Here is a 13,787-nt window from a genome sequence, read left to right as displayed (position 1 = left end):
CGATGTGATGAACCTTGGCGCGCAACGCGGCGACTAACTCTTGTCGGGATTTTACTCTCACCCTCCCGGGGCTGGAAGGACGCCGCCTGCGCTTTATTTCAAGCGGGCGGCGTTTTTGCGTGCGTCGGCAAGCCGCCCGATGCAACGTCTGGAGGCCGGAAGCGATTTTCATACGGCTCTCGCGGAACGCCGCCGGGAGATCGGCTTTAAGCTCCATCACCTTTTCGAGAATTCCTGGGCTGCTATGGGTGACTGAGAGCTCGTTGCTCCCGCCTGCACGCCGCGGGATGCACATGTGCAACAAGTGCGACCAGATCGACAATGAGATCGAACAGTTCCGCCGATTGATATCGCCGGGAATGGACGCGCTCAGCCTTTCGATGATCCGATGCGCCATCGAATTGCTGGAGGCTGACAGGTCGGCCGTCTATTGCAGCGGTAGTCTGCACCAGTCAGCGCGCCGGAGCTCGCAACCGTCTTAGATCTCGCCGCTTGCCCTGCTGCGAAGCAGGCACGCGCGCTTTCCGGCGCCGAAGGTGCGGATCAGATGGCCGTCGCGTGTGCAGCTTTGATGGATCAGCTGGTGGATCCTGGCTGAACAACGAGGCGCCCACCGTCATGTCGGCGGTAGTCCGATCGCGGGAGTGGTTTCACCACAGCCGCCAGTTGTGACCCTAGCGGAGCTGCGACCCTATGCCCGCAGTGAGTGCGACCACTATCAAGACGTGATACTCTCGCGCCCGGCGTCCTCAACATCTGATGAGGATCAAATGAAGCGGCGGAACTTCATAGCGGCGACTGCTGTGTTGCTCGTTTCGCCCCGGCGTTTGTGGGCGCAGAGGAAGCCTCGTCGCATCGGCTTTCTTGCCATAGGTGATGGGAGCGGGCAGGCCCTTAATCCAGCCGAGCGTGTATTCCTTGATGGGCTTCGACGCTACGGCTGGGCGGATGGAAACCTGACTATCGAATTCCGCTTCTCTCATCCTCCCGATCGATTGCCAGCTTCAGTTGCCGACCTGCTGGCTCTCAATCCCGATGTACTAGTCGCGGCGGGACCTCCAGCCGCCTTAGCCCTGAAATCGGCAACCGCCACCATTCCGATCGTATTCGTGGCCGTGGCTGATCCCGTCCGCCTCGGCCTCGTGCAAAGTCTATCGCGACCGGGTGGCAACATAACGGGTATTACCACCAACGTGCCTGAAGATTTCTTCGGAAAGCGTGTCGAGATCCTTCGCGAGCTCGTGCCCGGCGCCTCGAAAATCGCGATCTTGATCAATCCAAAGAACCCAATGCTCTACCTGGTGGAAGAGACACGCAACATGGCGCGGAGGCTCGGCATAGAGCTGCTGACAGTTGAAGCGGCCACGGCCGAGGAACTCGACAGCGCCTTTGCTTCGGCCTCTGCCCAAAATGCCGATGCGATAATTGATTTCGGTGATCCGCTCACCTATGTCGAGGCTCCGCGAATAATCGCACTCGCCGCGAAACATCGTCTGCCCGCAAACTACTTGTTTCAAGTCTACGCCAATGGCGGATTGTCCGTCTACGGCGCGGATACAGCCGATCTGTTCCGCCGTGCAGGCAGTCTCGTCGACAGGATACTCAAAGGCACCAAGCCTGCCGACCTACCGGTAGAGCAACCGACGAAATTCGAGCTGGTCATCAACATGAAGACCGCCAAGGCGCTCGGCCTCACCGTGCCGCCCTCGCTACTCGTCCGCGCCGATGAGGTGATCGAGTAGAGGCGCCGTGTTGCTGCGGTGCAGGGAGTCCCGTCATGGCCCCCAAGCCGAACCACGAGGCGCCCATCTTCACGTCGGCTGTCAGTGGTGAACCGGACGCGGGGCTGACTTCGCCTCTACTACCGCTTTTGGACCCGAAGCGGACATTGGTCGGCGAGGGCGCCCAAGATTGAAAAAAGGCCGCTGGCAATATGTCCAGCGGCCTCCGCGCTCTTTGTCGCCGGGTGGCGCCCGGACTAGAGATCGATGCTAACAGCAATGTTACGGCCCTGTAGTTCGGCAATCTTCAATCCGTCAGCCATCACCTGCGCGAACTCCGGGTCCTTTGCCACGGCCTCCTGCACTTTGCCGTAGACCTCCCAATTGGCGTAGCGCGTCGCAACCAGCAACTCTCCTGCCCAATGGCCAGTGTGGAAACGGGACAGCCGAAGAAATTCGGCGCCGTGTTTTTCGAAGATTTTCTTCGCCCGCCCGACAACCTTGGTCATTTCCTCGGGCTTGTCGGTTTTGAAGCGAGTGAATTGAACGATCGGCATGGGACTACCTCCTTAGCGATGTAAAATGTCCAAGAGGCATGTATCGAGTGACCTTTGGGAGCGAACCCCAATGCAATCTCGATGAAGGTTTGTCTTCATCGATTGATTTTGGTTCAGGGTTCGCAAGAGACAGTAACGCTGCCGTATCTCGGCACATCGTTACTGGCTAAAACCGGTGGGCCGATATCAAGACCTGAGCTGTTCGGGCGTGTACCCGCGAAGGACCGCGCTCGCGTCGAGCGAGAAGGCAATCTGCTCTCGCGAGCAGAGTACGAAAAGTACCTCAGTGACGTTGGGAGCCGCGAGACTTAAGCCGCGTGACTGACGATACGAGAACGTTGGGCACGACCGCCGATGAGACGATCAAGTAAAGGCATTTTGCTGCACTGCATGAGTCCGAAAATGGCCTATCAGCGAAGTGTCCGCCCACCTCGTCGAGGTCCGGAAAGTGAGGCATGTAACGCTTACCGCGGGTGCGCTATGGTTTGCATGTCGTGTAGAGGGTTCAATGACGTTGCGCGATATATTGCCTGATAATGCTGGTCACGTCGTTGTTGAGGCGCTCCATGTCCTCTTGGCTCGTGGCAATCATCAATCCCGACTGCATTGAGCGCCTGCGCTAACCGCGAGGCATCTTGCGAATAGGAGTTCGCCAGGCAGTTCAATGTAGGCGGAAAAAACTGGTTTGCTCTTACCGAACGGGGATCAAAGCCGCCCTGAGCTACCCGGCGCAGATTCCGCGGCGAACCACCGCCGGGCGATGGCAATCTTCAGCCTCATGGTGAGCACGCTACAGTTTGCGCGGGCCGTGCCCGACGTTGCCGAAGCGCAGCAGATCTTGGATGGCGGCATCGAAGCCGCGCTGCACTTGGCGCGAGCTGCATCATACTGAATCGGAAAGGAAGGTGAGGCTCGGGCCGGACACGCTTGCAGGCTCAGATCAGCGATGTCCGCTTCCCGCCCTCCTGCGACATCCAGCGGTGTCCTCTGCTGCACTGCTGTTGGCAGAGAAGCGGAGCGTCGCAGCGGAACGCTCCGTTCCAACGAGGATGCCGTGTCAGGCGCGCCTACTCCTCCTCGTCGTCGTCCTCCTCCTCATCATCATCCTCTTCCACCTGCACGAGCACGGCCAGCGGCAGCGTCTCGCGGAACAGGTCGCCTTCCATGCCCATCCACAGGCACAGCACCTCGTCCGCCTTCACCTCCGCGACGGTCAGCGGCTGGCCGCCGGATTTCAGCATCACCACATCGCCGGCTTTCAATTCCATGGATTGTCCTTTCGGGTTGATCGGCCGTCAGGCTAACAGGCCGTCATGACATGCCGATCACGCCGGCTGCGCGTTCCGGGAGATTCCGCGGGCGCGTCGCGGTAACGGATCGATCGCGCCGTCCGCCCGCCTGGCACAGAGATCGACGCAGGATTTCATCCCATTGGGCGTGGGGTCGTTGCAGTGTTCCTCGCTGAGGCGTCCGGGATCGCCGCCGTTGTAGATCGCCCGCTTGGACTGCGGAAGATTGGCTTCGGAGGCGCAATCGAGATTGTACTTCGTGAGCAGCGTGCCGTCAGGGGATCCTGGTCGAGCGGGTGCGTGCGAAGATGGCGCCGCTCCGCCGCAAGAATGCGCGTGCTTTCCAATAGTCCGCGAGTGGTTCGAGCGTCTTCGAGCCCACCGGTATGAAGGCCGGACTTGCCTGCGCTTCAGCGAGCCGGATTGCCCGTCAAGTGTGGGTCGCGGGCTGTCGGATGTCGGGCGGCGGCAGGTCGTCGATGCGAGCGGAGAAGCTTGCCTGCAGCACCTTTCATGCGATGCTTCTGCGCGGAACGTCGCCTTGAAGTCGCAGGCAGGATCATCTAGCCTTTTGCCGTGCAGCACGGTGTGGTCCAACGTCTTCGTCAACTCGCCAGAACGGCCATGTTCCTGGCGATGGGGGCATTTGTGCTCCAGGTGGCCCTGATTTCGGTCTCGCGGGTGAAGGCGGCAGCTGGCGCCATGCCGATGCCTTCCGTTATGCTGGGCGGTTCCCTGCATTTCCACGATCAGTTGGCAGGCCACGTGCATTCTCACGCGGACGACGACGCGGAAGGTCACGTACATGATGGGCCCGATCATGACGACGAGGGCACTCCAAGCGTGCTTTGGGACATGTTTGGTCCCTCGATCGCCTCACCGCAGGCCATTCACCTGCTGAGTTCCTTCAAAGTGCTCGGCGCTGTCGAATTTCCTTTTGCGCGCGCCATTGTCGGGGTGAGTCCTGAAGCACTCATCCGGCCACCAAGTACCTTCAGCATCGCGTAGTCGGGGCGGCCCTTTGGCCGCCGCCCTTTCGCTTGCCTGAAGGAATTCTCCATGTTCATGAATCAGCGCTGCCCGAGAGGGCGGCTCGCAACCCTTTGGCTGGCCGGGTTTGTCTGCCTGGCGAGCCTGTTCTTTGGTGTCTCAGGCGCTCTTGCCCATGAAGGCCACGATCACGGCGATGCCGACAATCCGGCGATTGTGTCATCAGCCTATCCGAGGGTAGCCGCGCGCTCCGACCTTTATGAGATCGTCGGCATCCTGAAGGACGGCAAGCTTTCCGTCTTCATTGACGATGCCGTTACGAACGAACCGGTTTCGGACGCTACCTTGCAAGTCATGATCGGCGACGCCGCCCCGATCGAGGCTCCGAGCCAGAACGGAGTTCACACCGCCACGATCCCGAATGGCACACCGCAGGAATCGGTTGAAGTCATCTTCTCGATCAGTGCCAGCAAGGGAAATGATCTGCTGGTGGACTCGCTCGTGCCGACGCGTGCCGGCGATGCCCGGCCCCCGGAACAGAAGCACGAGCATGGCTGGTTTTTCCCAAGTCGAACCGCCGTCGCCGCCTCCGCGCTTGCTGTCTTGGGACTCGGCCTTCTCTTCGCTCATTGGTGGCGAGGCGGCCGCAGCACGGCCGCTCCCATTTCCGCCGCGATGGCAGGAGCGTTCGTCATCCTCGCCGCCATCATGCTCGGCGAGGGTCGGACGAACGCAACACAACCAAATCCGCCGGATGCTCCCGCGTTGAGCGACGCCCCGCGGCGCCTGCAAGACGGCACCGTCTTCGCGGCCAAGCCGACGCAGCGGTTGCTCGATGTGCGGACCGCTGCGGCGGAGCCGCAGACAATTCGACCCGCTGCCACGCTGATCGGCCGCGTCATTGCCGACCCGAACCGCAGTAGCATCGTGCAAAGCGTCTACGGGGGCCGCGTCGTTCCGGGCAATGGCGACATACCTCGCATCGGACAGAACGTCCGCAAGGGCGATCTGCTCATCCAGATCGAGCCGCATCTGCCGGTCGCGGACCGCACGACGATCCTCGAGAAGGTCGGCGAGATCGAACAGTTGATGGCAGTCACGGAGAACAAGCTGCGGCGTCTGAGGCCGCTGGCCGAGCGCGGCGCGGTGCCGCAAGGGCAGGTCAACGACCTCGAAAGCGAATTGGAGGGCCTGCGGGCGCGCCGCGAAACCGTCCGAAACTCCCGCACCGGGTTTGAGGAGCTGCGCGCATCGACCGACGGCATCATCACGTCCGCCAAGGTCGTGCCGGGGCAGGTTGTTCAGCCGCAAGACGTCCTGTTTCAGATCGCGGACCCCGGCAGCCTTTGGGTCGAGGCATTGGCATATGACGATCTCGGTTTGAAGCAGCCTGAAGCCGCAACGGCTATGACCCCTAACGGGCAGCAGATTGCGCTGACCTTCGTCGGAACGAGCCGGGCCCTCCGCCAGCATGCATCCGTCGTTCAGTTTGCGATGTCGGAGCCGCCGGCGGGCCTCAACATCGGTCAGCCGCTGAACGTGATGGTCCAGAGCGGCGCACCCGTGGCTGGCCTGATCTTTCCGCGCAACGCGGTCGTTCGGAGCAGCAACGGTGAGAATATCGTCTGGCTGCACACCGCGCCTGAGCGCTTTGAGCCGAAACCCGCTCGCGTGCTGCCGGTCGACGCGGCGCGCGTGATTGTGGCGGCCGGCATCAACGAGGGCGAGCGCATCGTCGTTCGCGGCACCGACCTCATCAACCAGATCCGGTAGAGCGATCATGTTCAAGCTCATCGTCCAGACAAGTTTGCGCAATCGCCTGTTCGTGCTGGCGGTAGCCGCCGTGTTGGTTGGCTACGGCCTGTTTGTCCTGCCGGGCGTGTCCGTCGACGTCCTGCCGGACATCAACCGCCCGACCGTGAACATCCTGACCGAAGCAGAGGGACTGGCGCCCCAGGAGGTCGAACAGTTGGTGACGTTCCCGATCGAGACCTCAATGAACGGCATGCCCGGCGTCATCCGGGTCCGCTCGGTCTCGGGCGTCGGTCTATCGGTCGTCTATGTCGAGTTCGACTGGGGCGTCGACGTCTACCGCGCGCGGCAGTTCGTCTCGGAGCGGCTGGCACTGATCCGCGATCAATTGCCGTCTTCGGTCAATCCCCAGATGGGGCCGGTGACGTCGATCATGGGCGAGATCATGCTGATCGCGCTGATGAGCGATGGCACGGCTTCGCCCATGGAAGTGCGCGAGATCGCCGACTTTGTCGTCAGGCCTCAGCTTCTCGCCATTCCCGGCGTCGCCCAGGTGATACCCATCGGCGGCGACGTCCGCCAGTATCGCGTGACGCCGAACGTTGCGACGATGCAGGCGCTCGGCGTCACCCACGAGCAGATCGAGCAGGCGGTGGCAAAGTTCGGTACCAACAGCGCCGGTGGCTTCATTGACCAGCATGGCCGCGAATATCTGATCCGCAATGTCGGACTCAGCAGGCGCATCGAGGATCTCGGCAACACTGTCGTCGTCACCCGCAGCGAGCAGCCGGTCCTGTTGAAGCAGGTCGCTTCCGTGGATTTTGCAGCGCGCACCAAGCGGGGTGACGCCGGTTACAACGGCAAGCCTGCCGTCATCGTCAGCGTCATGAAGCAGCCGGCAGCCGATACCGTGGCATTGACGCGCAACATCGAAGCCTCGCTCCGGGAGCTGCAACGCACCATGCACGGGGGGATCAACGTCACCAACGTGCAATTCCGTCAGGCCACGTTCATCGAGACGTCGATAGGCAATGTCGAGCGGGTTCTGGCCGAGGCGGCCATCGTCGTCGCCGTGGTCCTGTTCGTCTTCCTGATGAATGGACGCGCAGCGTTCGTTTCGCTGACGGCCATTCCGATATCGATCCTCGTGACAGTCCTGGTGTTCCGCGCCTTCGGCCTCACGATCAACACCATGACACTTGGCGGTCTCGCCATCGCGATCGGCGAACTGGTCGACGATGCCGTGGTGGATGTTGAAAACATCCTGCGGCGCTTGCGGGAGAACGCCGCGTCGAGCACGCCGCGTCCTGTTCTGGAGGTGATCTCCGGGGCAAGCCAGGAGGTTCGTTCCAGCATCGTCTATGCAACCATGATCATCGTTCTCGTCTTCGTGCCGCTGTTCGCCCTTCCGGGTATCGAAGGGCGGCTGTTTACTCCGCTTGGCGTGGCCTATGTGGTCTCGATCCTTGCTTCACTGCTGACATCGATCACCGTAACGCCGGTTCTGTCCTACTATCTGCTTTCGGGACGAGCTCGCTCCGCCGGCCGCGAGGGCCTGATCGTCACCAAGCTGAAGCAGGCCAATCGGCGGGTGCTCGGATGGGCGTTCGAGCAGCGCGGCCTGGTCCTCGGCTCCGTCGCGGCGGCGGTCGTGGTGGCCGGCTACGGCGCGAGCCAGATGCCCCGCAGTTTTCTGCCCCCCTTCAACGAAGGGACGCTGGTCCTGTCGCTGCAGTACAATCCCGGCATTTCGCTCGCGGAATCGAACCGTCTTGGGCTGCTGGCGGAACAATTGCTCGCAAGGGTGCCCGAAGTGAAATCGGTCGGCCGCCGCACCGGCCGCGCGGAGCTCGATGAGCACGCCGAAGGCGTGCACTTCAGCGAGGTCGATGTCGATCTCGTTCCGTCCAGACGGCAGAAGGCGGATATCTATGCGAGCATCCGGGAGGCCCTGTCCGCACTGCCGGCGTCGGTAGCCATCGGACAGCCGATCAGCCACCGCGTGGATCATCTCCAGTCGGGTATTCGTGCCCAGATCGTGCTCAAGATCTTCGGGCAGGACATCGAGATGTTGCGCCGGCTGTCCGAAACGGTGCGCCAACGACTATCGTCGATTCCCGGTCTGGTCGATCTCCAGGTCGAAAAACAGGTGCTCATTCCGCAAGTGCGGGTTCAGGTCGACCATGCTCGCGCCGCACTTCATGGCCTGACGCCGGCCGCGATCACCCAGGCGCTCGACGCGCTGTCCAATGGCCGAAAGGTCTCCCAGATCGTCGATGGCAATCGCCGTTTCGACGTCGTGATGCGTCTGTCGGAGCAAGACCGTTCGACGACGGGACTGCAAAATCTGCTCATCCCGACCGGCCTGGAATTCGTTCCGCTGAGCGCTTTGGCCGAAGTCGTCGAGACAGACGGGCCGAACCAGATTCAGCGGGAGGGGACCCAGCGCAGGATCGTTGTCTATGGCAACGGAGATGGACGTCGCGACATCGCCGATATCGCTGCGGACATTCAGATGGCGGTCCGCGAGCTTGATTTTCCGCAAGGCTACACGACCAACCTCGAAGGCGCCTTTCAGGCCCAGCAGGAGGCATCGTGGCGAATCGGCATTCTGTCGCTGGCGTCGCTGACGATGATCTTCACCGTCCTCTACAGTCGGTACAGATCAACCGCGCTGTCGCTGATCATCATGGGCGGCATACCGCTGGCCCTGATCGGCAGCGTTGCGGCGCTGAAGATATCCGGCCAGCCTCTGTCGGTGGCGTCGATGATCGGCTTCATCACGCTTGCCGGCATCTCGGCGCGAAACGGGATCTTGAAGATCTCCCATTACATCAATCTTGCCATTGATGAAGGCGAGCGTTTCGGGACCGGGCTTGTCCTTCGAGGCAGCATGGAACGCCTGAGCCCCGTTTTGATGACGGCGCTTTGCGCAGGACTGGCGCTTACGCCGCTCTTGATCGGTGCGAGCGAGCCGGGCCGGGAAATCCTGCATCCCGTGGCCGTGACAATCTTCGGCGGCCTGCTCAGTGCCACAATCCTCGACACCGTCGTGACCCCGATTCTGTTTCTGATGTTCGGCAAGCAGCCGCTGGCGCGGCTGGTGGCCGGACATGTCGCAACGTTCACCCCCGCGGAAGCCTACTGATTCGCGCAGAGCACCATCGAGGAGCCAACAATGAGAACATACATCTTCCTGGCCATGATGGCTGTGATCCTCGCTACGCCGGACGTTGCCGCGGCGCAGACGAAGGGCAGCAACGGCGGCCCCGTCGTCAAATCGCAAGGGCATCCGATCGAATTTGTCAGCAAGGGGACGGACATAGTCTTTTATGTCGGAGACGACGATGGATCGCCCCTTTCGACGAAGGATATGCGGGGACGCGCAACGATTCAGGATGGTGGCAAGACGGTCACCGTTCCGCTTGCGCCGGCCAATCCCAACATGATGACGGGAAAGCTGCAGGCCGAGCTGTCGCCAAAGGCTATCGTGGTGTTCTCGGCGAGCTTGCACGGTCATTCACTGACTGCGAGATACACTGCGGAATAGTTGGTGCGAAGGCGACCCCGGCGAGGCGCAGCCAGCGGCAGCGTCCCGCGGAACGGATCGTCTTCCATGCCCATCCGGAGGCAGAGCACCTCGTCCGCTCTCACCTGCGCCACCGTCGGCGGTTGGCGGCCGGCCTCCAGTTTTCGCGCCGATCGGTCCGGTCAAATGGGGGCGGCCGTTTGAAAGCGCACCACTGCCGAGATGTCGACGATGACATCATACCCCTGTTTTGCCCGACGGGCCAAAGCGGATTTCGCTAAATCCGCAAGTCATTGATTTTGCAGCAGCCGGCTACTGTGCATGGGGTTGTTTTCGCAGTTTTTGGTTTGCCTGGTTACGCCTGGTCAGGCAGCAGCTCGCCGAGCGAGCGGATGATGCGGTCGGGCTTGACCGTCGAGCCTTCGGGCAGGCCGTCGCCATGCACGTCCATCCAGATCGAGTAGATGCCGAGACGCTGCGGCGTCACGACTTCCCATTCGAGGTTGTCGCCGATCATCCAGGTCTCCTCGGCGGTGACGCCGAGCGCCTGCATGGCGTGCAGATAGGCGCGCTCCTCGGGCTTGCCGAAGCCGTGCTCGCCTTCGATCTGGATGTGGTGGAAGCGGTGCGCCAGCTCGAAGCGCTCGACCTTGGCGCGCTGCATGTCCGCGGCGCCGTTGGTGACCAGCGCGAGCTTGATGCCGAGCGCCTTGAACTGGTCGATCGCCTCGTGCGCACCGGGAAACACGAACATCTCCTCCTCGCGATAGGCGGTGAAGCGGTCGGCGAGGCGAACGGCGAGATCGTCGGGCAGGGCGCGATGGCCGGCCGCCGCAAGCGCGGCAAAGCCGCCCTTGACCGTCAGGTGCCGCGCCTCGGCGAGCTTCATCCGCCACGCCGCTTCCGCGTTCGCCCAGAAGTTTCGCGCGAAAGCCAGCACCGCGGTTGCGACCTCGGCCGGCGGCAGCGGCGCAAGCTCCTCGGCAAACTCGTTCGCGATCGTGTTCCAGGCGATCTCGGGCCGGCCATAGGCCGACAGGATGGTGTCGTCCATGTCGATCAGCATGGCGCGCGGCAGCGGCCTCACGGCGAGCTTCATCGTGGTCATGGCCACTTCACCTCCGGGGGCAGCGACGACAGGATGGAATCCACATTGCCGCCGGTCTTGAGCCCGAAGATGGTGCCGCGGTCGTAGAGCAGGTTGAACTCGACATAGCGGCCGCGCCGGATCAGTTGCTCCTCGCGATCCTCCGCGGTCCAGCTTGTCGCGAAATTGCGCCGCACGATCTCAGGATAGATCTTCAGGAAGGCGCGGCCGACATCCTGGGTGAAGGCGAGGTCGGCGTCCCAGTCGCCGCTGTCGTGCCAGTCGTAGAAGATGCCGCCGATGCCGCGCGCCTCCTTGCGGTGCGGCAGGTAGAAATACTCATCGCACCACTTCCTGTACTTGTCGTAGTCGGCAACGCCGTCCGGCTGCGCGCAGGCCTGTTTCATCGCGGCATGGAAGGCGATCGTGTCGGCATCCTCCTGCGTCCGCCTTCGCTCCAGCACCGGCGTGAGGTCGGCGCCGCCGCCGAACCAGGCCTTGGTGGTGACGACGAAGCGGGTGTTCATGTGCACGGCGGGTACGTTCGGATTGCGCATATGCGCGATCAGCGAGATGCCGGAGGCCCAGAACTTCGGGTCTTCCGCGGCGCCCGGGATCTGTGCGCGAAATTCGGGCGCGAACTCGCCGTGCACGGTCGAGCAGTGCACCCCGACCTTCTCGAACAGGCGGCCATGCATCATCGACATCACCCCGCCGCCGCCGGCCGCGCCGGTATGATCGGTGCGTTCCCAGGGCGTGCGCTTGAAGCGGCCGGCTTCGCCGGGATAGAGGCGTGGCGGTGCGTCGTCCTCCAGCCGCTCGAAGCTCGCGCAGATGTCGTCGCGCAATCGCTCGAACCAGGCGCGGGCGCGGGCCTTGCGGTCGTCTATCGTTGAGGCGTCGATCTGCATTCCCGGTCGCGTCCTATCTGATGCCGAGCGATTTATGCGTCTGCACGCTGAGCCGCCATTGCGGATGGCGCAGGCAGTAGTCGATCGCCTGCGCGGTGTTCCTGATGACCTCGGACCCATCCATCGGCTGCAGCGAGAAGCGCTCGAAGGCGAGGCCTTCAAAGTCCTCGGGCTCGGCCAGCGCCTGGGGATAGACCAGCTTCAGCTCGTGCCCCTGGCGGAGGATCAGCTCGCTGCCGCCCTTGGGGCTGACGCAGATCCAGTCGAGCCCCTCCGGCGCAGGGATCGTGCCGTTGGTCTCGACGCCGATCTCGAAGCCGCGGGCGTGGAGCGCTTCGATCAGCTCGGCATCGACCTGGAGCAGCGGCTCGCCGCCGGTCAGCACCACGTAGCGATTGCCGCCTGAGGCGGTCCATTGCGCGGCAATGGTGTCCGCGAGTTCCACGGCCGAAGCATAACGGCCGCCGAGGGTGCCATCGGTGCCGACGAAATCGGTGTCGCAGAACTTGCAGGTCGCGTCGGCGCGGTCGGCCTCGCGGCCGCTCCAGAGATTGCAGCCGGCAAAACGGCAGAACACGGACGCACGCCCGGCATGGGCGCCTTCGCCTTGCAGGGTCAGGAAGATCTCCTTGACCGCGTAACTCAATCGTCTCTCCTCAACCTGTCAGACTTGCGGGTTCCGGATCTGCCGCAGCGCCTCGCCTGCGGCCATGGCCGCGCTCATCGCCACATTGAGCGACCGCAGCCCCGCCTCGATCGGGATCACCAGCCGCGCATCGGCGGCCTCGACCACCGCGTCGGTGACGCCGGCGCTCTCGCGTCCGAATAGCAGGATGTCCGACCTCTGGTAATGAAAATCGCGGTAGTCGGTCGCAGCCTTGGTGGTGAACAGCAGCAGCCGGTAGCCCTGTGCCGCGCGCCAGTCCTCGAATTTCGACCAGGAGTCGTGGCGGGTCAGCCGGACATGGTCGAGGTAATCCATTCCCGCCCGGCGGAACAAGCGGTCGGAGACGGGGAAGCCCGCAGGTTCGATGATATGGGCGTCCATGCCCAGACAGGCGCAAAGCCTGAGAATCGTGCCGGTGTTCTGAGCGATGTCAGGCTGAAAAAGCGCTATCTGCATGGGCTGTGTCGGGGGTCGATGCGGGCGGGAATGTCTCAATAAAACATCGCCCGCCCGGGAATTCGTGCATGGCACGCTCCCACGCCGTTAGCGGGCTTGCGCTCGCCCGGCAAGGGTGCCAATAGAACGATTCTGGACTGCTGTTTCACCCGTTTAGAGGTGGACAAGCGAAGTTCTGCCGCCGCGGGGGGCCGCGGGCGCCGGCAGCCTTTCCGGGGACCTCTTGGGCGCCCCTCGGAGCGGTTCCACCGGTAGCACAAGAAGAAAGGGTTGGAATCGTGACGACAGCGTCTTCGGCGGACCATCCGACACGCCGTGATTTCTTATTCGTTGCAACGGGGGCAGCTGCAGCAGTAGGGGGCGCGGCTGCGCTCTGGCCCTTCATCTCCCAAATGAATCCTGACGCCTCGACCATCGCCGCCGGTGCGCCGATCGAGGTCGATCTCAGCCCGATCGCCGAGGGCCAGGACATCAAGGTGTTCTGGCGCGGCAAGCCGATCTACATCAGCCACCGCACCAAGAAGCAGATCGAGGAAGCGCGCGCCGTCAACGTGGCGAGCCTGCCCGATCCGCAGACCGACGAGGCCCGGGTCAAGTCCGGTCACGATCAATGGCTGGTCGTGATCGGCATCTGCACCCATCTCGGCTGCATCCCGATCGCTCATGAAGGCAGTTACGACGGGTTCTTCTGCCCCTGCCATGGTTCGGTTTACGATACGTCCGGCCGCATCCGCCAGGGCCCTGCGCCCTCGAACCTGGCCGTGCCGCCGTACCAGTTCGTTTCCGACACCAAAATCCAGATCGGCTGAGCTTCGGACTTTCGTCCGA

General features: G+C 62.8%; 13 protein-coding genes. 7 read left to right on the top strand and 6 right to left on the bottom strand.

Features of this window, described 5'->3' with window-relative positions; all coding sequences use genetic code 11:
- The first annotated feature begins 770 nt into the window (after positions 1-770).
- A complete protein-coding gene (locus AC1RQP_RS23195; RefSeq protein WP_492938636.1) occupies positions 771-1,742 on the top strand; it encodes an ABC transporter substrate-binding protein in 972 nt (323 codons plus the stop codon).
- A 236-nt stretch (positions 1,743-1,978) separates the two neighbouring features.
- Here AC1RQP_RS23195 and AC1RQP_RS23190 read toward each other — a convergent pair whose 3' ends face one another.
- Complete coding sequence (locus AC1RQP_RS23190) at positions 1,979-2,278, bottom strand: hypothetical protein (RefSeq protein WP_183240544.1); 300 nt, start codon at positions 2,276-2,278, stop codon at positions 1,979-1,981.
- A gap of 760 nt (positions 2,279-3,038) precedes the next feature.
- On the opposite strand from AC1RQP_RS23190, the gene AC1RQP_RS23185 reads away from it, so the two are divergent.
- Complete coding sequence (locus AC1RQP_RS23185; protein ID WP_492938635.1) at positions 3,039-3,170, top strand: hypothetical protein; 132 nt, start codon at positions 3,039-3,041, stop codon at positions 3,168-3,170.
- 175 nt (positions 3,171-3,345) lie between these two features.
- On the opposite strand, the gene AC1RQP_RS23180 is transcribed toward AC1RQP_RS23185, so the two are convergent.
- On the bottom strand, positions 3,346-3,546 hold the full coding sequence (locus tag AC1RQP_RS23180; RefSeq protein ID WP_239621850.1) for a YodC family protein: 201 nt from the start codon (positions 3,544-3,546) through the stop codon (positions 3,346-3,348).
- Positions 3,547-4,191: 645 nt separating this feature from the next.
- Here AC1RQP_RS23180 and AC1RQP_RS23175 point away from each other — a divergent pair.
- From AC1RQP_RS23175 to AC1RQP_RS23160, 4 genes are read left to right on the top strand one after another with little or no spacing between them, the layout of a single operon-like run.
- A complete protein-coding gene (locus AC1RQP_RS23175; protein ID WP_239621851.1) occupies positions 4,192-4,575 on the top strand; it encodes a hypothetical protein in 384 nt (127 codons plus the stop codon).
- Positions 4,576-4,626: 51 nt separating this feature from the next.
- On the top strand, positions 4,627-6,330 hold the full coding sequence (locus AC1RQP_RS23170; RefSeq protein WP_492938634.1) for an efflux RND transporter periplasmic adaptor subunit: 1,704 nt from the start codon (positions 4,627-4,629) through the stop codon (positions 6,328-6,330).
- A 7-nt stretch (positions 6,331-6,337) separates the two neighbouring features.
- Entirely contained in the window at positions 6,338-9,457 is a 3,120-nt protein-coding gene (locus tag AC1RQP_RS23165) for an efflux RND transporter permease subunit (protein ID WP_492938633.1), read from the top strand.
- 30 nt (positions 9,458-9,487) lie between these two features.
- Complete coding sequence (locus AC1RQP_RS23160) at positions 9,488-9,859, top strand: hypothetical protein (protein ID WP_239621853.1); 372 nt, start codon at positions 9,488-9,490, stop codon at positions 9,857-9,859.
- 334 nt (positions 9,860-10,193) lie between these two features.
- Here AC1RQP_RS23160 and AC1RQP_RS23155 read toward each other — a convergent pair whose 3' ends face one another.
- The 4 genes from AC1RQP_RS23155 to AC1RQP_RS23140 are packed head-to-tail and all read right to left on the bottom strand — an operon-like array spanning position 10,194 to position 12,959.
- Complete coding sequence (locus tag AC1RQP_RS23155) at positions 10,194-10,946, bottom strand: HAD family hydrolase (RefSeq protein WP_239621854.1); 753 nt, start codon at positions 10,944-10,946, stop codon at positions 10,194-10,196.
- Positions 10,943-11,836: an oxygen-dependent coproporphyrinogen oxidase gene (gene hemF / locus AC1RQP_RS23150; RefSeq protein ID WP_492938632.1), complete on the bottom strand. Its 894-nt coding sequence runs from the start codon at positions 11,834-11,836 to the stop codon at positions 10,943-10,945. The genes AC1RQP_RS23155 and hemF overlap by 4 nt, the downstream gene beginning before the upstream one ends.
- 13 nt (positions 11,837-11,849) lie before the next feature.
- Complete coding sequence (queE, locus tag AC1RQP_RS23145) at positions 11,850-12,482, bottom strand: 7-carboxy-7-deazaguanine synthase (RefSeq protein ID WP_492938631.1); 633 nt, start codon at positions 12,480-12,482, stop codon at positions 11,850-11,852.
- 18 nt (positions 12,483-12,500) lie between these two features.
- The gene (locus AC1RQP_RS23140; protein WP_061878523.1) at positions 12,501-12,959 is read right to left on the bottom strand and encodes a tRNA (cytidine(34)-2'-O)-methyltransferase; all 459 of its coding nucleotides are present in this window, start codon (positions 12,957-12,959) and stop codon (positions 12,501-12,503) included.
- 278 nt (positions 12,960-13,237) lie between these two features.
- Here AC1RQP_RS23140 and petA point away from each other — a divergent pair, with 278 nt between their 5' ends.
- Entirely contained in the window at positions 13,238-13,768 is a 531-nt protein-coding gene (gene petA, locus AC1RQP_RS23135) for a ubiquinol-cytochrome c reductase iron-sulfur subunit (protein WP_061878522.1), read from the top strand.
- Positions 13,769-13,787: the final 19 nt, after the last annotated feature.

This window comes from Bradyrhizobium sp. GW821-FHT13H06 (assembly GCF_058803975.1).
The sequence above is the reverse complement of the archived record's forward strand: the minus strand, read 5'-3'. Positions and strand labels throughout refer to the sequence as shown.